Source organism: Arthrobacter cavernae (assembly GCF_017368795.1).
GTDB classification, from domain to species: Bacteria; Actinomycetota; Actinomycetes; order Actinomycetales; family Micrococcaceae; genus Arthrobacter; species Arthrobacter cavernae.
Map to the genome: position 1 here is coordinate 110,516 of NZ_JAFNLL010000012.1, position 19,812 is coordinate 130,327.

Below are 19,812 nucleotides of genomic sequence, written 5' to 3' on the forward strand. Positions count from 1 at the left end.
TTGGCCGAACAAATAAGAATGTCCCGGAGAATTCTCTCCGGGACATTCTTATTTACGGAACCTGTTTCCTTGCGCTGGCTTTTAGGCCTCGGAGCGCTGGCGGCGGCGGGCAGCCACCACGGTAGCGGCACCTGCCAGCAATGCGCCGCCGCCCACGAGGGACCAGATCAGGATGTTGGAGTCGATGCCGGTTTCGGCGAGCGCGCCGGACCCCGAGGCCGAACCGTTGCCATTACCGCCGGAACTCGCCGCAGTTGCGGAAACGGAGGCGCTTCCGTTGATGCTCTGGTCGGCGTTGACTGCGGTGATGAGGTAGGAGCCTGCCGTCGGGAGGAGGATGGACGCGGAGAGCTTGCCGCTGCCGTCAGCCGTTACGGAGGAAGTCACAGGGGCTGTGGGAACGATGCCCCGGGCCGCGCCAACGGAGCCGGCTCCGCCGCCGCCGAATGCCTGCGCAGCTCCCGTCTGGGTGTTGGTGATGGTCACTGCGTCAAAGGCCTTGAAGCCAGAGCAGCTGAAGGTAACAGAACTGGCTGCCGGGACGCTGGCGGCATCCACCACGCAGGGCGCTTGAGCTGCAGGGTAAGGCGCCGCAGTAGCAGCAGCGCCGGATACGAGAGCGACTGAACCGGCAAGGACGATTGTCGCGATGGTCTTTTTCATCATTGACTCCCCAAATATAATGTAAGGAATATCGCGCTATCAATTAATTCTCTGCCGCGATTGGATCCGACCGCGGTCCGCGATTCCTCTAAAAACTATCATGTGTCATCGGCCACAACCAATTTGACTGTGAACTTTACCTATAATTCACAAAGTTTACAAACATGTCAAGCGCATGGCCTGGACCGCATGGCCTGGACAACCTCCGCACGGTCCTGGATGGTTGGCGTCACAGTCAATTGCGGGGCTTCAAACCGGGAGACCTGGTCGAAGCTGACTTCCGTTGTGGCGGATTCGCCGGGCGCCAGCTGGACCGTCATGGTGCCAACGGGTCGCTCCAGTTGCCTGAAAGAGCCCACAGGCGCCGGCTGGCCGTTTAGGCTCGCCTCGGACAGCTCTGACTCTGCCGGTCCGTAGACGGCCACCACTGTGCGCACGTTGCCCGGTTTGACACCCCAGTTTCCGTCGCCCGTCACGTATTTTGGCAGGGACGTACCCGCATCCAACGGCGCACTATTGGTTAGTGTGACTTTTGCTGTGTAACCGGAAGCTCCATCGGGGGTGCACGTCTGAATTAATTGCACGCTTCGCTTGACGTAATAGTCCATTTTGGCGCCGGTGCCGTCATTGAAATAGACGCCAAAGGCCGCACCCGGGACGCTCGGTCCCGAAATCGCCCCGCCGATGGGAAGCTGCTGGATGATCCCCTGTTCCTGGCTGCGCCCGGACCACATCAGCAAGCGGCCGTCGGCGGCGCTGGCGGAGACCGACTTGATCAATTCTTCCGCTGACCCTTGGCCCCCGGCCACGGCATTGAAGACGTTCCGGGCCACGGCGTCGAAGTAGTCGTCTTGTTCCTCCGGGTCAGGAAGCTGGGCATAGGCATCCGAGAGCAGGGTCTTCATGAGGTTGTCATGGGCCAGCCGCGTGGCCAGGGCTCCGCTGGACGTTGCCGAAACCGTGCCGGCGGGGATTTCCACGGGCCCCGTTGCCAGCAGGAGCCGGGCCATTGCCATGGTGTCCACCGCCAGGACGCCGTCGATCACTTGGCCGGGATGGCGCGTCTCCCACATCGTCTTGGCTGTTGCCGCGGCGGTGGGGAAGTCGGGGGTGGTGTTGACGTCCTGCATGTACGTTCCGAGGCGGTCCGTGAAAATGGCGGTCTGGGCGGGGTCCACGGGGACGGCTGGCGTGAAGGCGCCCAGCTCCGAGGCGGCGGCCTGTGCCTCCATCCGGATCTTGCCGTGATCCGCCCGGATCACGGCAAGCGCGCCCGGGATGCCGCCGCTTGCCCTGACCTCGGCGTTGTTCTGGATCAGGACCAGGTAGTTCCGGGGACCCTCCCCGCCCATCATCGCCGGGAGAAGTTGCACCGCTCCGGCCGCTGAGTTGAGCGAAAGCCGGACGTCATTGAGTTTGGCCCGGGTGTCCACGAGGGGGTCCCGGACTGGCGGCAGCAGGCCCCCTGCGTCGATGGACTCAAGGCGGTCATGGGCAAGCTGGACGGTCTTGGCTGCGGCGATGATGCTGGGTGAGGTGTTCCGGATCGGTTCCAGGCTGATTTGCCCGTCCACCGGTGTCATCGCTTCCCAATCGAGGGAACCGAAGGCCCGGATCATGGGGGCCGCCGCGAGCCGCGCTATGTCGTCCGCGGCCTTGGCCACCTCGGCGCCGGCGGCCAGATTGGGGCCGAGACCGGGAAGCAGGCTGGCGGCCGACCACAGGGGGTCGCCGGCCGCCTGGCGGGCCTTGGCGGTGTGGCCCTGCAGCGCGGCGAGGGTCTGGCTTGCACCCGCCGTGTCGTTGGCCAGCACCTGCTCCTTGAGCTGCGGCAACAATGCGGAGGCGCTCTCCAGGCCGTCCTTGAGCTGGAGTCCCTGGTAACCGATCCATGCCGTCGCGGCGCCCAATACTGCGGCAACGGCAGCGCTGCTCAGCGCCACGCGGATCACACGACTGCGGCGCTGGAGGATCTTGCGCCGCTGGACGGTGCGGCGGCGTCGCACTTCGGTACGAACGCCGGCGTCCGGCGTCGCGGGCATTAGACGCGGCTCTTCGGGGACGCAGCCGCCGGGCGCTCTTCCAGGCCGACGACGGCGACTGGAACCTTGGCGTCCGGCTCGCCAGCGGGGATGTCCTCGATGGCAGGCGCATCGGCGCCTGCACTGCGGGCGCCTGCACTGCCGGCCGGGTTGAGGCTTTCGTAGTTGTAGTAGCTGTACGCGTATGCGTCGGCGCCCTTGGTGGGGAGCTTGTTGAGAACAACGCCCAGCACGCTCGCGCCAACCAGCTTCAGGGCACCCAGGGACTTCACGAGGTCGTTGTGCTTGACCTTCTGGCTGCTGACCACAACGATCACGCCACCCACGTGCTGGGACAGGACTGCGGCGTCCGTCACGGGCAGGAGCGGAGGAGCATCGATGATCACGGTGTCGAACTCGCGTTCCAGGTGCCGCACCACCTTGAGCATCTCGTCGGAGCCCAGGAGTTCACTCGGGTTCGGCGGTATCTGGCCGGAGCTGAGCACATAGAGCTCGTCCTCGCCCCAGTGCTGCAGGAGATCGTCAACGTGGGCCTTGCCCAGGAGAACCGTGGTGAGGCCTGCATTGCGGTCCAGGCCCAGGTATTCGTTGACCGTGGGGCGGCGGAGATCGGCATCCACCAGCGCCACGCGCTGGCCGGCCTGTGCCAAAGCGATGGCGATGTTGGTGGCCGTGGTGCTCTTGCCTTCGCCGGGGAGGGACGAGGTCACCATGACGGCGCGGGATTTCTGGCTGATGTTGGCGAACTGCATGTTGGTGCGCAGCTGGCGGAAGGATTCGGCGCGCGGACTCTGCGGGGCCGTCTGCGTGATGAGCGGCCTGCGGGCCGCGTCCTTGTCGAACGCGATGCCGCCCAGCAAGGGAATATCGGTGATCTTGCGGAGGTCTGCCTCACCGCGGACCTTGTTGTCCAGGGCCGTCCGGAGCACGGCGTATCCGATGCCGAAGGCAAGGCCTGCCAACAGGCCTACGAGTACGTTGATGCGGACGTTCGGTGCGGACGGGGAATCAGGGGCTTCCGCCGGGGTGATGATGGAAAGCTTCACGGGGGAGTCGCCGGTCTTCTCGGATTTCTCCAGGCCATCCACGGTCTTCACCAGGCTGTCACCCACTGCCTGGGCAATGGCTGCTGCCTGCACGGCCGAGCCGTCGGTGACGGAAATCGTGATGAGCACGGTGTTGCTGTCCGCGGTGGCCTTGACCTTGCCGGCCAGCTCCTTGGGTGTGGCGTCAAGTCCCAGGCTCTCGATGGCAGGCTTGAGAACAGCGGGGGAAACAACCGTTTTGAGGTAGGACTGAACGCGGGCCTGGCTGAAGCTGTTGCCCATTTGGAGGTCGGTGACGGAGCCGGAGTTTTGGATGGCGACGAACAGTTGGGTTTCGGCTGTGTAGCTCGGCTTGGCAAGAATTGTGGCTCCCGCGGCACCCAGCACGCCCAGAAGCGTCAGGCACGTCATGATGATCCAGTTGCGCCTGAGTATCCGGATGTAGTCGCGTAGCTCCACGTTGTAACCTCTCTGAATGCTGCTGTGAACTGCGGCCTGGCAAAGCCCCCGAATTAGCTTACTTGCATCAGGGACCACATTCTAACCGTCGTGAATTTCAGTACATGACGCGCTGTTAACAAACTGTGAACATTGGATTACAAAGATCTCAAGATCACTCAATCGACTGTCGGCAGGCAGTTAAGGCCGGTTTGTCAGCAACCCGGGCGGAGCCCCGCTTTGACGAAAGCTGCCGTCTGGTAGAGGTACTGGAATGCCCAGAGGGCGGGATCCATATCCTCGTAGTACGGGATCATCCTGAACGCGCCCTCGTAACATCTGCCCACGATTTCCTTGGCGCGGGTTACGTGGAACTGGGATGTCAGGATGTTGGCACTGCGCCAACCGTATTCCTCGGCCATGTCGGCCAGGACCCTCGCTTCACCCTGGGTGGTAAAGGGCTCGGGGTGGAAGCAAATGATCCTGTAGGGGCGTTTCGCCTCGCAATATGCACCCTCAATTTCGCCGTCGCTGTTCAGCGGCATGGACACGGCGATTGTGGGGGCGAGGCCGGCGTTCATCAGTTTTTCGGCGTATTCGACGCGGGCGGTTGGCGGCCCCAGCACGAACAACACATCGGCGGGCTGCGGCTGTCCAGTTGGAGGCGAAACGTACAGCGGCACGCCGATCACAATCCACGCCACCAGGATCACGGCGCCAACAGGCAGCCACCATGTGCGCTTCCTGGGCGCGTGCGCACCGGTCCGGCGCAAAAGCATGAATTCTCCCTTTCAGAGTCAAAGCAAAGGGCAGGTGCTTTCCGGTTTCCCGGAGAAGCACCTGCCCCCTGTGAAGACGTGTTACTTGACTGGAGCCTAGGCCTGGGCTCCAGCATCCTTGGCGCGGCGACGAACCACCGCTACGGATGCTGCGCCGGCGGCCAGTGCGCCTGCGCCGACCACCGACCACAGGACCAGGCTGGAATCGGCACCGGTGTTGGCCTGGCCGGTTGCGGTGCCCGCGGCGGTAACGCTGGACACAGTTTTACCGGAAAAAGCCTCGCCCTTACCGCGACCGCTGTTGTCGTCGTTGTCGTCGTGGTTGCCGTTGTTCACAACCACGACTGCCCAGCGCGTGTTGCCGGACGTGGTGCCGACGGCGCTGATCAGGTACTTGCCACTGTCCATGAAGGTGATGGTGGTGGAGAAAGCGCCGGTGCTGTCAGCGCTGATACTGAAGTTGGACGGGGCGGGCCGCTCGCCGTTCGAATCCTTCTGGCCGCCGTTCCGCTGGAACGTGATGTTGATGGGTTCGCCGGCGATGTAGCCGCTGCCGGAGAAAGTGATGGATTCGCCGCGGGCTATGGTGCCGTCGGAAACGGTTCCCTGCTCATTGCCCGGCGCCGGGTAGGTGGCTGCCACGGCCGGGGCGGTGCCAGTCAGTGCGATTGTTCCTGCAAGTGCAAGTGCTGCAATAGTCTTCTTCATTTGTCCCCCCTGAGACGAATATACGAAACTCACGTGATGGTGGGGATTCAGATCCCCATGCGGTAGCTTGCCGAAATCCCATATGTCTAGCCGGTGACGACGGTATCATTCACGGCTTGCTCCAGCAAAGTAAATCCAGGGCAGTTACAAAGGGTTAACCTGCGGTCTACCTGATCGACTCACAGCTTAGTATTTCGGTGTCGCGAATCACATTTGTGACAGAATCAACAGTGGGTGTGACAAGAAGTTCACTCTCCGTGTGCTGCACGATCCGGCTGAACGTGAAGTCCACGGTTGTGCTTTGGCCTGGTGCCAGCGTCACTGTGACCGTGCCGACAGGCCGTTCGGCGTGATGGTTGGCGCCGAACGGACTTTTCTTGCCGTTTACAGCCACCGTTTCAACGTTTGACTGGACGGGACCGTAAACCATGATGTTGCTCTGTGCCGATCCTGCCGGCACACCAAACGCGCCTCCGGCCGTAACGTACTTGGGCAGCGACGTTGCGGCGTCGGCCGGTGCGGTATTCGTACTCGTGACACGCACGGTGTAGCTGGCGTAGTCTCCGTCGGTGCACTGGCGGACCAGCTGCGCAGTTCTTTTGACGTAGTAATCCATTTTCGCGCCGGTACCGTCATTGAAGTAGACGCCGAATTGGGCGGCGGGGACGCTCGGTCCGCTGATCGAGCCGCTCAGGGGATATTGCGCAATTGTTGACTGTTCAGCGGCATCAGCTGACCACAGGAGAATGCGGTGCTGCTCCACTCCCTTGGCGATGCCATCAATAAGCCCTTTGTGGTTGCCTTGGCCGCCTGCCAGCGCCATGAAGATTTCCTTGGCCACAGCGGCGAAGTAGGCGTCCTGCTCGGCCGGCTTTTCGATTTTCGCGTAAACATCGGAGAGCAGAGTGTGCACCACGTTCTTGCCGGTCAGTTCGGTGGGCAAGCCGCCCTTGGAGAGTGCCAGCACACTTGAATCCTTGAGTTTGACCGGCCCGGTGCTGTCCAGGATGAAGCCAAGGGCAATGGGATCAATCGAGATGACGCCATTGAGTCGTTCGCCGGTCTTGGCTGCCCACATGTTCTGGGCAGTACGGGCCGCCGTGGGGAAATCCGGAGTCAGGTTGACGTCCTGCATGTACGTGCCGAGCCGTGTGGAGTAGATCCGCTCCTGCTCCACGTCGACAGGCAAGGCTTTGTCCTGTTTTCCCAGACCATCGGCCGTTGTCTGGGCACCGAGCGTGAGCTTGCCCTTGTCCATCGTCAACACCGCCAGGGCCGTAGGAATACCTCCGGACGCGCGGATTTCAGCGTTGTTCTGAATGAGCAGCAGATACCGGCGGGTTTCACCGGAACCAAGCATGGCGGGCGCCAGCCGGGATGCTTCAGCGGCCGAGTCCAGGGTCCCGCTGACTGCACGTAGCTGTTCGCGGGCCTGGACCAGAGGCTCTGCCACCTGCGGGAACAGCGTGCCCGGGTTTATGGCTTCGAGCCGTTCGGCGGAGACACGGACGGCGTGCGCGGCGGCCGCCACGCTGGGCGCGGCATTCTTGATGGGTTCCAGATCGGAGCCCGATTCGCTAGGCAGCAGGCTGTTCCAATCAAAGGAATCGAACACCTTGACCAAGGGCGCAACGCCAAGGTTGGCAACGTCGTCGGCCGACCGTGCGATTTCGGCCGTCGCCGAGAAGTTGGCGCCCACCCACGGAATAGCACCCGCGATGGTCCACACTGGATCCGCCGCCGCTTCACGGGCTGACGCAGTGTGGGTTCTGAGTTGTTCCGCCTTGCCGGTGGCAGCCTCCCGCCGGTTCTGAACGAGGTCATCCTTAAGGCCCGGAACCAGCTTCATAGTTGCCTCAAGCTCGGACTTGATAACGGATGCCTTGACTCCGAGCCACGCCGTTGCCGCAACGGCGACTCCGGCCAGCGCGGCAGTCCAGATGGCAGCCGTCAGCAGCCGACGGCGGAATCGCCCGCGTGCGGGCCCATCGCTAGGACCGCTCGATGTTGTTAATACGGTGTCAGTCGTTCGTGGCACAGCTCTTCCCCCATGATGATCTTTCGTGCGACGAGCCTGTCAGTAGGCGCCGGTGCTGTGGAATACCGCACGAGCGGTACGGAGCAGGATGACCAAGTCCCCAGCGAGTGACCAGTTCTCCACATAGTAGAGATCCAGTCGCACGGAGTCTTGCCAGGACAGGTTGGAGCGGCCGCTGACTTGCCACAACCCGGTGAGGCCTGGCTTGACCAGAAGCCGGCGGCGCACGTCGTGCTCATAGACTTCCACTTCCCTTTGCAAGGGAGGCCGCGGACCCACAAGGCTCATGGAGCCGCCGAAGATGTTGAACAGCTGGGGAAGCTCATCGAGGCTGTACTTTCGCAGGAACCTTCCGGACCGCGTAACCCGGGGGTCGTTCTTGATCTTGAACAGGACGCCGTTTCCCTCGTTCTTGTCTGCGAGCGCAGCAAGGCGTGCCTCGGCGTCGACCACCATGGACCGGAATTTAAGCATCCTGAATTGGCTGCCTTCGATGCCCACACGCTCTTGTTTGAACAGGACCGGCCCGGGGCTGTCGAGTTTGACCACCAGCGCCAGCAACGCCATGAGAGGCGAAAGCAGGACGATGAACGTGCCGGACACGGCAATATCGAAAAGCCGCTTGATGACACGTTGCCCGCCCTCGAGGCTGGGCGTTGTGACATGGATGAGCGGCAGTCCAGCAACTTGCTGCGTGTGAATCCGGGGGCCGGCGATGTCCGTAAGGGCCGGAGCCATGATGAGCCCGACGTTGCGGGACGCTAGTTCCCAGCCCAGATGCCGCAGGGTCTGCGGGTGCAGCTGCACGCCTGCGGACACGGCGACTGCGTCGGCATCGCACCGGCTAATTGCGTCCAGAATCATGTGCGTATCCGCTTCGTGGCCCATCACAGGAAGGCCGGATGCGGCCTCTGTTGCCGTTTTGTCCTGAACGCCCGGCGTGTAGGCGGCGATAGGCAGGTAGCCGGCATGCTTGGCGCCCTGCAGGCTGGCTGCAAGGTGTGCAACCGCACCTGGTCCGCCCAGCAGCATGAGGCGGGACATGCTGTCACCTCTTTGCCTGTTCACGCTCAGATGTTGCCGGAGCAGCCAGCGCGCCAACAGGAGGCCGACGATACCGACCGGCAAGGCGATGGCGACGTATCCGCGGGCCGTGTCAACGCGAAGAACATACGAAATGATGGCGACTAGTCCAAAGAGCCAAAGTGACGCAGCCGCAACCCTCTTGTACTCGTCCGGACCAGCTCCCAGGATCCGGCTTTGCCGGCTATTCCAGGCGCCGAGCATGCTCCACCAGACGATCGAGAGTGCAACGGAAACCCACACGTAGCTAGCTTCTTGACCGGTGCCCACAAAGGTTGGCTCGAATCCGAAGCGAATCACATAGGCTCCGGTCACAGCCCACAGGATTACAAACGCATCAACCACCTGCAAGGTACGGGAAGTCCGTACCCGCCAGTCTCGCAATTTCCTCAATTGCTATCCCCATTTACCTAGACGAACCGAGTCGACGGGGTATTCCCCGTCGCAAGGATACAGCTACGCTTCCTAGCGGACAGAATATTGCGTAGCGATGCCACTGGTGACGTCTGCGGACAACATACCGGCGAAGCCGCTTCTCATCGCGTAGCCTGCCAGGGCACGGCAGGCTGCGCCCGCAGGACAAACGACTGCCACAACACAACTTTGAGCGTGAGAGACGCTGTCGTAGGATACGATCGGATCGTTGTAGCAGAACTCGTTCCGGCCGAGGGCGATCTACCTGCTCTAATCCAGTCAATTTTGACGTGGGTGTTGACTCGCCAACTTTGAGGGGAAACTAGCGATGACTAAGACACTCTTTAGTGCAGACCCGCGGGGAAAACTGCTTCTTAATGAAATGCCGATTTATTCCGGCAGTCATAGTGAGTTACTACAAGAACTATCTCGGCTGTCAGAGCAGGCAATCCCATTGCTTGTTGTCACACCGAATGTTGATCAGGTCTTGACGCTAGACCAATCAAGTGAATTGTTGACCGCATTCAAGTTGGCCTCATTGCGGACCATCGACGGAATGCCACTAAGGCTGCTGGCCAAGTTGGTTGGCGTCAAAAACCCGCATCGCAATACAGGGGCGGACTTGCTGCCGAGCGTCTGCAGCTCGGATTTGTTCCGAGGTAAGACCATAGCGATCACAGGTGGCCGCGATGACGTACTCGAATGCGCGGTGAATCAGCTCTCGGTGGACAACCCTGAAGCAAACATTGTCGGCATACCATTTCCACACATTAAGTCCATCCAAGATGAAGCTAGTTGGTCCACGATCCGTGCTTTGAAGGAATGCAGTCCTGCAGTCGTCTTCGTGTGCCTCGGTGCTCCCAAGCAAGAAGCCTGGTTTGCTGAATGGCGGCAGCACTTACCGGCAGGGGTCTACATCGGAGCAGGAGCAGCAGTTGACTTTGCTGCTGGCGCTGTCAGCCGGGCGCCACGGTGGATGCAGCGTGCTGGTCTCGAATGGGTGCACCGATTGGTCAAGGATCCTAGGCGGCTTGCTCACAGATACTTGGTCAAGGGGCCCCGATTCCTACCGATCATGATTCGATCCATTATTCATGCATCCAAGTAGGCTCTGTGCTAGGCACAGAGAGTGCTTATATATACTGACCGGACCAATGACGTGAACTCTGAGCCAATAGCTCGACGTTTGAGCAGAATTGTGCTCGCTGTCCTCAGCCAGGGCATGGCGAGCGTCGCGTCAATGGTGCTGTCAATTATGATCGCTAGGGCGGTTCCGGTCGATGATTTCGGGGTTTTTGCGATAACGTTTTCAACGTGGATCATCGTAGTTGGTTCGATTCGGGCAGGTACGGCTGAGCTTTTCGTTTTTGAGCATTCGGCCAAGAGCTCAGCTCAGTTTCATAAAAAAATGTCGGATGCCCTCTCGGCGGGCTTGGTCCTGTCCGCTTGCGGAAGTCTTGGGCTGGTTGTCATTGCCTTATTCATTCCATATCTTACGACTGCGTTTCTGATTCTCGCTGCAGGGGTCCCCGCTCTCTACTTGCAGGATGCCAATAGATACTTCTTGGTTGCTAAGAAACGACAGCTTTCCGCATTGGGAATAGATCTATTGTATGTCGTCCTTATTATTGTGATAATGACGGTGATTACCACATCGAATGAATTATCCACCTATCTGTGGGAATGGGTTGCAATATCCTGGATCGCGGCGGCAGTGGGAACTGCACTTGTTCGGCCGAAAATTGGCCTGATGGGCAGCCGGTCATGGATCGGCGAGCAGTCCAAGAGCGTGATTTACTTTTTCCTCGATTTCATAGTTGCGAATGGTGTTGCAAACTCAGCCGTATACTTCGTTGCCGCATGGGGCTCGTTGGCTGATTCTGCTGCGCTCAGAGGTAGCCAAGTCCTCCTTGTGCCAATCCTCCTAATCATGCGAGGTGCCAGTGTCGCGCTAGGACCTGAACTTGCGAGGTTTGTCTCGAGGGGCAGGAAACATCGAGTAGTTCAAATTGTCGGCCTACTCAGCCTTGTCCAACTCATCGCTGTGTTGATGGCTTGGGTTCTCGTAGCTGTCATCCCGGTTACTACGGCCGAGGTCATTTTGGGTGACAGTGCGAGCAATACGCTGTCCATCTTCCCGTTCGCAGCGCTAGCTACGCTCATGCTTGGTCTGGCCACCGTTGCGATGGTCGGGTTAAAGGCCGCTGGCGACGTCCGCCACTCGCTCAAGCTAAAGATTGCAACTGCGCCGATCACTCTCGGACTGCTGGTGAGTGGCATCTTCGTTTCGGGTGCAGCAGGATCATCGGGTGCAGCAGGATCCCAGGTCGGCCTCGCAGCCGGTGAAGGCGTACGTACGGGGCTGCAGTGGGTTCGATTACGTCTCTGGAAGAATACGTAGACGTGAATCGCTATCCTAGCCATGCTTACTCTGATCGTGCGAATCTCTCCAGCTGAGTCAAAATCTATCCAGGCTACAGCTTCTGGCTAAGCCATTGCAGTGAAACCGTACTAATACTTAAGGGGGAATGGGGCCCATATGAAGACGATCTTGAAAGAGATTCTGCCTCGGCCGCTTATCAGGCTGGTCGGCCGGCTGATTGCGCCGTTTGAACATGTTCGTGAGTTCTCTATCGACGCATGGCGGTATTTGAAGCACAGTTCGCCTCGCGATGGCGTTGTCGGTCCCGCCGACGGGGTGGCTCGTCTGGAAGCCCAGATTACAAAGGACTATCACAGGGTCGAGAAAGGCCTGACGCTCAGTGAGCCAAAGCGTCCTTTCGGCATTGAGGTTCATAACAGGCTCAGTTCCCTCGTCCCCCAAGCGCGGGAGAGGGTTCCTCAGGCGTCCTTCGTTCGATTTGCTGACGACGCGCTGGAGGCCCTTGCCTCATGGAATGAGCTTGGTACGATAAATTCCCTCGTCAGTCCGGAGGTGTCAAATACTGCCGGGCGACTAGACGACGCAACATTGTCGACGTTCTTTTCTACACGCCGAAGTGTACGTAACTTTGATACGGCGAAGCCTGTTGACACAGCTCTGCTCCGTCAGGCCACGATGTTGGCTTTGAATACACCATCTGTGTGCAACCGACAGGCAGGCCGCGTTCACTACTTCACCGACAAGTTTGACGTGGAAAGAATACTGCGGCTCCAAAATGGAAACGCAGGCTTTAGGGCATCAGTTGGTGCCGTGGCAATCGTTACAGTGGATTCTCGGCTGTTTACAGGTGCGACGGAACGGAATCAAAGATGGGTTGATGGTGGACTTTTCGCGATGACATTGGTCTGGGCGTTGCATGGCGTCGGGCTCCAAACGTGCATGCTCAATTGGTCCGCCACTAACAGGCGGAGTCAGTTGTTGCGAGCAGAAACTAACGTTGATGCACACGAAGACATCGTCGTGCTCATTGCCATTGGCCATGCCCAAGAAGGTCACCGAGTTGCACGATCCGAGCGCCGTCAGCTGCATGAAGTCATGACTCTGGCCTAGCTTGACGTCAACTTCTTGTCGCCAGAGGCAAAGAACATGTACTAATGCGCGCACCAAAGGGGAGAATATTGAATTTGCGTGACACTGCCAGGTTGCTTCGTAATTCGAAGCTTTACGACCATATTGTCAGAAGTCGAGCGTACTACAGACTCCATTGTCTTTCAGACTCGTTGGCGCGAATACTGGGCAGTATCCGCTCGAATTTTGGCCTTAAGAATGCGGCATCCAGGCACCTGATTTTCGCCCCAACAGGGGGCGGCAATATTGGAGACCAAGCACTCTTGGAGGCGACTCTCTACGCACTGCACGGGCCGGTGACTGTCTTAGCTACGTCAGAGTCGGCCTTAGTGATTCCTGAAGCTGACCGAGAGCGAGTCCGGTTCGAGTCAATTGCTGGCTTTACTTACTTACCACCCTTACTTCGTATTCCGGCCGCAATTAGGTTTGTTCGTATCCTTGCCGCGGGAAGGAGCCTTAGCGTCATCGGCGCTGACTTGATGGACGGGGCCTACAACGCCGGAGCGTCACTTGCAAGAAGCAGTGGATTGTGGCTCGCAGCCAAGCAAGGAATTCCAAGTGTTTTGCTTGGATGTAGCTGGGCCGGTTCGGCGGTGCCTACCTGTACTTTGGCTCTCAAGAGGGCTGGTGCAGCAGGCGCCCACCTCAATTTTCGTGACGCCATCTCACAGCGTCGCGCGGCAGCTTCGGGTATTGCCGGGGCTCGTCTCACGTCAGACATCGTTTTTGGCGACGTCCGGATTGAAAGTACGCATAGGCTGTCCTCCTTTGTGGAGACATCGAGGAACGAGGGACGTAGAGTCGCCCTGGTGAACGCAAGTGGCCTCGTTGGAAAAAGAATTGATCAGAAGGGGGAGTATGTCGATATAGTTAAGTCGCTGCTCTCGAGTCATTTTTCCGTTATCTTGCTCCCACACGTCTTTCGATCAACGGGAGACGATCTGCATGAATGCCAAGGCATTCTCGAAGCGCTCAATGAGCCAGGTGTCATGCTCGTCGACTCAATGCTCCGGCCAAGCGAAATCAGAGCTCTATGCCGAGATTCGGATCTAGTAGTAACTGGGCGTATGCACCTTGCAGTAATGGCATTAGGCCAAGGCGTCGTGCCAATCACGCTGGGAACGCACGGGAAAGTTGAAGGCCTCTACCAGCACTTTGACGGGCTCGACTTCTGCGTAGAACCGACAGTTGGTTTCGGGCAGCGGGTGGTGGACCTATGGCCGGAAGCAATGACTCAGGATTCTCTCTGGACGCGGTCACTTCCTGCAGTCGTGTCGCTGTCTCAAGGAAACTTCGTCTTGCAGGCTCCCGACCTCTCACCCAGCGAGAGTCAGTAGTTTTCAATGGCACTTGCCACATTGAATTCCCAGATGCGTGCTCGAAAGCATCCAACGCCCAGCGTCAAATCGTGGTCTGGGTTTGCGTCGTTTTGCTTTGCGTTCCTCGCAACTAATATTACGTACGGCGCGCCAGTAGTCCTCGGGACCATGCTGGACTCATTTGTCACCCTCGTTATTAGTCTCGTGATTCTTGTGTCCATTAGCTTCGGGCTACTTCTCGCCGATCCACGACATTTTTGTCTATATTGGCTGCATCTTGTGATACTCCAGAATGCCGTCTCGGGCTTGTGGTTTTCCGACTCCGAAGGTGAAATTCCGCTCGTTGTAACTGAGGCCAAGACCTTAGCTATGGTCGTTGCAGTCATGTTCTGTCTACCACGCATTCTGAAAGTTCTATCCGCGGACAAATGGCTTGTTGGCGGGGTCACAGTTTATTTCGCAGGGCTTGTGCTGAACTTCACGGGCTTCGGCGCTCTTGCCTTGGCCACGCTGAGGAATTTTACGATCCCTTTGGCAGCTCTATTTGTGGCTGCTTCCCTGGCCCGGGAATTGAATGTCCGGGAACGCATTGCGTTCCTGCGTGTTGTGCTCGGTTGTGCGACGTTTTGGCTGGTTTTGGGAGCAGCGGGGGAGATGGTATTTACAACTCCGCAATGGCGGGCAGCGTTTAACGCTGATTCTCTCGGAGGGCTAAATTCGCTTTCCGAAGTCACCTCTATCTTCGGTTACGAACTGTCGCGTATTGGCGGCCTCCTTCTAGAGCCCGTCAACGCTGGATATATGGCTGCTTCAGTTTTGGTCGTGCTTTGGGTGCTTAGGCGCTCGAAGCGCGGCGTCGGTGATTCCATCTCGGACAGAGTGTGCCTTCTCGGTTCAACATTTGCTTTGGTGTCAGCGGCGACGAAGAATGGCCTTATGATGTTTCTCCTTGCGGGAGTTGTGAGCATTCTTCTGCACCGTGGAATTCGACGGGATGTCGTAGTCATCGTGTCGTGCTTTATTTCATTCGTCACGACTCTGGCCTACGCAACCCTTGTAAAGGGACCAGCATATTTGCAGACCGTTTTCTTGAATCCTGTAGGCGCTTCCGGGGGAGAAAGCACCAGCATTCACATGGCTGGACTAATCAGCGGCTTTCAAGGTTTGGCGGATTCCCCGTTTGGACACGGCCTGGGCACAGGAGGAAACTTTCTCAAGCTCTTTGACCCGACAGTCTCACGTGTCACGTGGCTGTCAACTGGCGGAGAAAGCGCCTGGGGGACTCTGGCATATCAGGGCGGACTGCTCTGCGTTGCCGGACTCTTGTTGATTGTGGTAAGGATCGCGAGAGCGTACGGGGCTGAGTCGGCCATACTGCTCGCGGTTTGGGCAGGCGCAGCACTGTTTGCAGAGTCATTCTTCGGACCCATTGCATCGTCCATTCTAATGATTGGAACCGCATTCTTGTCGAAGACAAATGATGCAGCAGTCGCCGGTGGGATCGAACGTGCAACAAGCCCCACGGATCGCCAATCAAACAGTCAGTCGGATGTCGACTCAATCTTGGATCGGATGACATGAACAACGAAGCAAAGATTGCAGCCAAAGGCGTATCAAGGTTTTCGCACATTGATGCTGTTCGGGCCTTCGCTGTCATGTTGGTTGTGGTTTCTCACGCCGACCTGGGCGCGTATGTGCCAGGCGGCGCAGGCGTGACGATCTTTTTTACGATTTCTGGCTTTATCATCACCTTTGTTCTCCTCAGGGAAAGAGACAGAGAAGGTGCCTTCAGTATTTCGAGGTTCTATCTGAAGCGTGTTTTGAAGTTACTTCCACCACTTATTCTAATTATCGTTATCCCTTCGGTGATTTACTCGTTGTTTGCTCGCATTGACTGGTTCGCAGTGATGGGTCAAATCTTTTTCTTCTATAACTGGCTCCGTATCTACGCTGATGTGGACGTTCTTCCCGGGTCGGGGATAACCTGGAGTTTGGCGATCGAGGAGCAGTTCTACATCTGCTTTGCTTTGATCTGGCTTTGTTTCGTCCGATTTAGGCACTCTTTAGCCATCCTCCAAGTCGCGAGTCTTTTGGTTATTGCTTGGGCACTAGTGGCCCGTATCGCGTTGGCCGGAGCTGCCCTGCCCAACCGAATTGAGTTTGGCACCGACACTCGACTTGACAGTATTGCAATTGGTATCTTGTGTGCAATTGCCTACTCTGGAATCAGTGGGAACCGAAGGCGGCGCTCAAAGGCTTTTCGTCATTCAGTCCGCTTAAATCATTCTTTAGTACCTGTGTTGGCGGGAGCTGTCTTTCTGACTGCGACTGCAATTCAAAATGAATTCTTCAGTGAGACGTTCAAGTATACGTTGCAATCTGCGGCCGTTGGGCTGCTCCTACTTTACGGAATGAGCAAGCCGTCTGGGATCGTCGGCAGGGCTTACTTGTCAGTATGTGACCTTAGAGTTGTTCAAATTATCGGACTTGCGAGCTATAGTATCTATTTGATTCATGTTCCGATATATAGACTTATAGTTTACGTTCTTCCCGATTTGGACGCCAGGATATCAATTCCGCTTAGAATTACTTTGGCAACTGCTGCGGGAGTTTTGGTCTGGAAGCTAGTCGAGACGCCGATTGAGCGATTCAAGACGAAATCTTTATCTCCGAAGAATCCGACAATTGTTGGAGATGCCCGCCTGGTGGCCAATGCCACAAGGCTCTAACGTCGGTCTTTCGTGAGACGGGGTTTCGGCAGGGCCGGGGTTTACCGACTGCCCGGCGTGTCTGATTCTTGCACGGAGGGCATGACAATGCTGCCGCTGACCGGTGGCGGCGGGTGGCGATGGTTCCACGACCATTACGTGCTATGGGGTTTGCTGGCTTCTTCAAGGATCCCGGGGAACCGTGAAAAGCCGTAACAAGACACGAAACGCTGTAATGACCAAGTCGCATAGTAAATACGAGCCTCGCCTTGCCGGTAGACTGGCCGTACCGCATGAATACTGCCGTTCTGGCGGCCTGCCTTCTGTTGGCCGCCAGAGTTTCGACACAGGGGGACCCCGGTTTGGACCTAAGCGACTACTTGCGCATTCTGCGCCGCAATTGGATGTTGATCGTGGCGTCTACGATGTTGGGTCTGTTGGTAGCCGGTGCAACTTCAGCGCTCTCAAAACCTAAGTACACGGCACAGGCAGAACTGTTCGTTGCCATCCAAGGGACAGGCTCGATTCAAGAACTCCAGCAGGGCAACACCTTCAGCCAGGCCCGGGTGCAGTCCTACGTGAAGACCGTAGATTCGCCGGTCGTTCTGCAGCCTGCGATTGACTCACTTGGGCTTTCCATATCTGCGGAAGAGTTGGCAACTAGGGTCAAAGCCACGACTGATGCCAACACAGTCCTAATTGGCATCTCAGCCGTCGACAACTCTTCCGTACAGGCGGCGGCAATAGCGCAGGCCGTGGCCGACAGCCTTATTAGGGCTGTCGACAATCTAGAGAAGCCCAAGACTGGCGGCTCGTCGCCAGTCAGTTTGTCTGTAATCACGCCAGCTAAAGCACCTTCTTATCCTTCAGCCCCAAATACGCGGCTAAATATCCTACTTGGGCTGTTCCTAGGCCTAGGTGCTGGTCTGGCGGCATCCATGCTCAGAGCCACTCTTGACAATCGCATCAGGGGAGAATCTGACCTGAGGAGGGTCACGGATGCGCCCCTACTCGGTGGCATCTCATTTGATCAAGATGCCACGAAGAAGCCCCTTCTGACGCAAGCCGCACCGCAGAGCCCAAGAGCCGAGTCTTTTCGTCAACTTAGGACGAATCTCCAGTTCGCGAACGTCTCGGGCCGTGCCAAGAGCGTACTTGTTACGTCGTCAGTTCCCACCGAGGGCAAGAGCACCACTGCCACCAACTTGGCTATCGCTCTGGCGCAAGCAGGCCAATCCGTCTGCCTTGTCGACGCGGATCTACGGCGTCCGATGATTAACGAATACCTTGGGCTTGACCGAAGCGCAGGTCTTACCACCGCGCTGGTCGGTGTCGCCGACCTTAATGATCTCCTCCAACCGTGGGGCGACGACAGTCTCTATGTTCTGGCTTCGGGGCAAATACCGCCTAATCCTAGCGAACTCCTTGGGTCTCCGGAAATGAGGCACTTGATCGACCGACTCGAACACGCCTTTGACGTTGTCGTGATCGATGCACCTCCGCTGCTACCTGTTACCGACGCCGCGGTCCTCTCCCAGCACGTTGGCGGTGTTGTACTCGTGGTCGGTTGCCAGAGACTCAGGCAGCAAGACCTTGAAAAGTCCCTGGGCGCACTCGAGATGGTGGGTTCCAACGTTTTGGGCGTGGTTCTCAATCGACTCCCGGCCAAGGGACCGGATGCTTACTCGTACGGCTACTACAGCCATGACGATTCCAGCAGCCCTAGAAGCTCCGTCGATGCACTCTCTACCTCCAGCCGCCTCTCACAGCCGTTCGATTCAGACCATAGAGCTGTCAACGTAGCTGTCGGTCCACATTTGGAGGAAAGGCCTGCATCAATATTTCCCGGCGAGCGGATTGATCGCACCTAGGGATTCCGCTAATAGGTTAGAGTCGCCGGTCCGGTGGTTGTCCCAGCGGTGGGTGGTCCAGGCTGGGCCGATGAGTCGGCGGACGATCATCATCCTGTTGGCCAGTGCGATGAACGCTTCGATCACGGGATGCGTTTCTCGGCACAGACGAGGAGTTTCTTGAGTCCTCGTCTGTGCCAGTAGTTGGGCCCTTCGTAATTAGGCATGGTTGGGTTGGCTTTGCCGGCTCTTCGCGGTTGGCGCCGAGGATGCTGGGCATCCATGAGCACTGGTACCGATCCGTGCGGTTCATCCGGGATTCCGGTATGAAGGCCTGGATCCGGTACGGCCGTGACCACAGGGGCGTCGGTTGCTGGCTCTTCGCCTGCCCCCTTGGAGTGGCTGCCTCGGTGTCCAGGCCCAAGCGATCGACCCGTCCGTAGCGTTCAGGAAGGCGCTGCGGATGTGGCTGCCGCGGACTGCTGTCTCCGTCGACCATTTTCACAAGACGATGGTGGCCAATGACATGCTCATCGCGGTGCGGCAGGGCCTGTCCAGCATGTCAGGGCCGGCGAGGCCGGGCCACGGACCCGGCCGGCGAACCGGATACTGCTGCTCAAGGCAGACGAGAACCTCTCCGAACGCGGACAGCGCCGGCTGACGGTTGTCTTCGATGCCGATGACCCGACCGGCAAGCTCAAGGCCGCCTGGCAGGTCGAGGAACAGCTCCGGATCCTGCTGCGCACTGGCTCCCTTGAGGACGCCGTTGCTGCGAAGGCGACCTTGGTGCCTGGTGAAGCGGGCCGCGATGCCGGAACAAACAGGCTCTACCGGACCGTGTGCCGCTGGTGGGCCGAGACGAAGTCCTCATGGTCACAGGAGCGACCACGGCCAAGGTAGAAGCCAACAACACAGCAATAAAACACATCAAACGAACCGCGAGGGGCTACCGAAACCCGGACAACTACAAATCGCGCATCATCTTGAGAAGGCCGCCCGGACGGCAGCATGAACGCTCATCCCAGCAGAGCATACCCGGGAACCTTGAAGAGCAGCTTTGATACTGGCGACACGTTGAGTTACATCACGGTCGTGTTTACCATCGTCTCCGAACGCGAGGACCTTGGCCCTGTGCTGGCCGAATGGCTGGACTTGTTCAGGACACGTGTGGTCTAGGAGCGTGGGTCGGTAGTCGTTCGGTGGCATGAGGCCG

Annotated in this window: 15 protein-coding genes and 1 pseudogene; 9 read left to right on the top strand and 7 right to left on the bottom strand. The window is 58.4% G+C overall.

Features of this window, described 5'->3' with window-relative positions; all coding sequences use genetic code 11:
• Positions 1-81: 81 nt before the first annotated feature.
• The 7 genes from J1902_RS06900 to J1902_RS06930 form a co-directional block, all read right to left on the bottom strand.
• Entirely contained in the window at positions 82-486 is a 405-nt protein-coding gene (locus J1902_RS06900; protein WP_207615510.1) for an LPXTG cell wall anchor domain-containing protein, read from the bottom strand.
• Positions 487-830: 344 nt separating this feature from the next.
• A complete protein-coding gene (locus J1902_RS06905) occupies positions 831-2,705 on the bottom strand; it encodes a DUF4012 domain-containing protein (RefSeq protein WP_207615511.1) in 1,875 nt (624 codons plus the stop codon).
• The gene (locus J1902_RS06910) at positions 2,705-4,210 is read right to left on the bottom strand and encodes a tyrosine-protein kinase domain-containing protein (RefSeq protein ID WP_207615512.1); all 1,506 of its coding nucleotides are present in this window, start codon (positions 4,208-4,210) and stop codon (positions 2,705-2,707) included. The genes J1902_RS06905 and J1902_RS06910 overlap by 1 nt, the downstream gene beginning before the upstream one ends.
• Positions 4,211-4,404: 194 nt before the next feature.
• On the bottom strand, positions 4,405-4,968 hold the full coding sequence (locus J1902_RS06915) for a YdcF family protein (RefSeq protein ID WP_207615513.1): 564 nt from the start codon (positions 4,966-4,968) through the stop codon (positions 4,405-4,407).
• A gap of 96 nt (positions 4,969-5,064) precedes the next feature.
• Positions 5,065-5,676 carry a hypothetical protein gene (locus J1902_RS06920; protein ID WP_207615514.1) on the bottom strand — a complete coding sequence of 204 codons (612 nt, stop codon included), beginning with the start codon at positions 5,674-5,676 and terminating at the stop codon, positions 5,065-5,067.
• A 166-nt stretch (positions 5,677-5,842) separates the two neighbouring features.
• Positions 5,843-7,375, bottom strand: coding sequence for a DUF4012 domain-containing protein (locus J1902_RS06925; protein ID WP_307794389.1), 1,533 nt, complete (start codon positions 7,373-7,375; stop codon positions 5,843-5,845).
• Positions 7,376-7,753: 378 nt separating this feature from the next.
• Complete coding sequence (locus J1902_RS06930; protein WP_207615516.1) at positions 7,754-9,190, bottom strand: sugar transferase; 1,437 nt, start codon at positions 9,188-9,190, stop codon at positions 7,754-7,756.
• Between the two features lie 349 nt (positions 9,191-9,539).
• On the opposite strand from J1902_RS06930, the gene J1902_RS06935 reads away from it, so the two are divergent.
• The 9 genes and pseudogenes from J1902_RS06935 to J1902_RS19880 all read left to right on the top strand — a co-directional run bounded on the left by J1902_RS06935 (position 9,540) and on the right by J1902_RS19880 (position 19,660).
• The gene (locus J1902_RS06935; RefSeq protein WP_207615517.1) at positions 9,540-10,319 is read left to right on the top strand and encodes a WecB/TagA/CpsF family glycosyltransferase; all 780 of its coding nucleotides are present in this window, start codon (positions 9,540-9,542) and stop codon (positions 10,317-10,319) included.
• A gap of 132 nt (positions 10,320-10,451) precedes the next feature.
• Entirely contained in the window at positions 10,452-11,612 is a 1,161-nt protein-coding gene (locus J1902_RS06940; RefSeq protein ID WP_207615518.1) for an MATE family efflux transporter, read from the top strand.
• A gap of 138 nt (positions 11,613-11,750) precedes the next feature.
• A complete protein-coding gene (locus tag J1902_RS06945) occupies positions 11,751-12,704 on the top strand; it encodes a nitroreductase family protein (RefSeq protein ID WP_207615519.1) in 954 nt (317 codons plus the stop codon).
• 44 nt (positions 12,705-12,748) lie between these two features.
• Positions 12,749-14,059, top strand: a complete 1,311-nt coding sequence (locus J1902_RS19870) for a polysaccharide pyruvyl transferase family protein (protein ID WP_372434393.1) — start codon at positions 12,749-12,751, stop codon at positions 14,057-14,059.
• Positions 14,060-14,065: 6 nt separating this feature from the next.
• Positions 14,066-15,622 (top strand): hypothetical protein, encoded by a 1,557-nt coding sequence (locus J1902_RS06955; RefSeq protein ID WP_207615521.1) that lies wholly within the window; start codon positions 14,066-14,068, stop codon positions 15,620-15,622.
• Complete coding sequence (locus tag J1902_RS06960) at positions 15,619-16,770, top strand: acyltransferase family protein (protein ID WP_207615522.1); 1,152 nt, start codon at positions 15,619-15,621, stop codon at positions 16,768-16,770. The genes J1902_RS06955 and J1902_RS06960 overlap by 4 nt, the downstream gene beginning before the upstream one ends.
• A gap of 272 nt (positions 16,771-17,042) precedes the next feature.
• Positions 17,043-18,620, top strand: a complete 1,578-nt coding sequence (locus J1902_RS06965) for a tyrosine-protein kinase domain-containing protein (RefSeq protein ID WP_443623198.1) — start codon at positions 17,043-17,045, stop codon at positions 18,618-18,620.
• A gap of 442 nt (positions 18,621-19,062) precedes the next feature.
• Complete coding sequence (locus tag J1902_RS19875) at positions 19,063-19,260, top strand: hypothetical protein (RefSeq protein WP_372434395.1); 198 nt, start codon at positions 19,063-19,065, stop codon at positions 19,258-19,260.
• Positions 19,212-19,660, top strand: a pseudogene (locus J1902_RS19880) (transposase). The gene J1902_RS19875 and the pseudogene J1902_RS19880 overlap by 49 nt, the downstream one beginning before the upstream one ends.
• The last annotated feature ends 152 nt before the right edge of the window (positions 19,661-19,812 follow it).

Bases quoted from the DNA above. Each gene is read 5' to 3' on its own strand.
- J1902_RS06945 (WP_207615519.1), top strand. From the start codon at position 11,751: ATGAAGACGATCTTGAAAGAGATTCTGCCTCGGCCGCTTATCAGGCTG.
- J1902_RS19875 (WP_372434395.1), top strand. From the start codon at position 19,063: ATGTGGCTGCCGCGGACTGCTGTCTCCGTCGACCATTTTCACAAGACG.
- J1902_RS06915 (WP_207615513.1), bottom strand. From the start codon at position 4,968: ATGCTTTTGCGCCGGACCGGTGCGCACGCGCCCAGGAAGCGCACATGG.
- J1902_RS06960 (WP_207615522.1), top strand. From the start codon at position 15,619: ATGAACAACGAAGCAAAGATTGCAGCCAAAGGCGTATCAAGGTTTTCG.
- J1902_RS06920 (WP_207615514.1), bottom strand. From the start codon at position 5,676: ATGAAGAAGACTATTGCAGCACTTGCACTTGCAGGAACAATCGCACTG.
- J1902_RS06940 (WP_207615518.1), top strand. From the start codon at position 10,452: ATGGTGCTGTCAATTATGATCGCTAGGGCGGTTCCGGTCGATGATTTC.
- J1902_RS06955 (WP_207615521.1), top strand. From the start codon at position 14,066: ATGGCACTTGCCACATTGAATTCCCAGATGCGTGCTCGAAAGCATCCA.
- J1902_RS06935 (WP_207615517.1), top strand. From the start codon at position 9,540: ATGACTAAGACACTCTTTAGTGCAGACCCGCGGGGAAAACTGCTTCTT.
- J1902_RS06905 (WP_207615511.1), bottom strand. From the start codon at position 2,705: ATGCCCGCGACGCCGGACGCCGGCGTTCGTACCGAAGTGCGACGCCGC.
- J1902_RS19870 (WP_372434393.1), top strand. From the start codon at position 12,749: ATGCGCGCACCAAAGGGGAGAATATTGAATTTGCGTGACACTGCCAGG.
- J1902_RS06965 (WP_443623198.1), top strand. From the start codon at position 17,043: ATGAATACTGCCGTTCTGGCGGCCTGCCTTCTGTTGGCCGCCAGAGTT.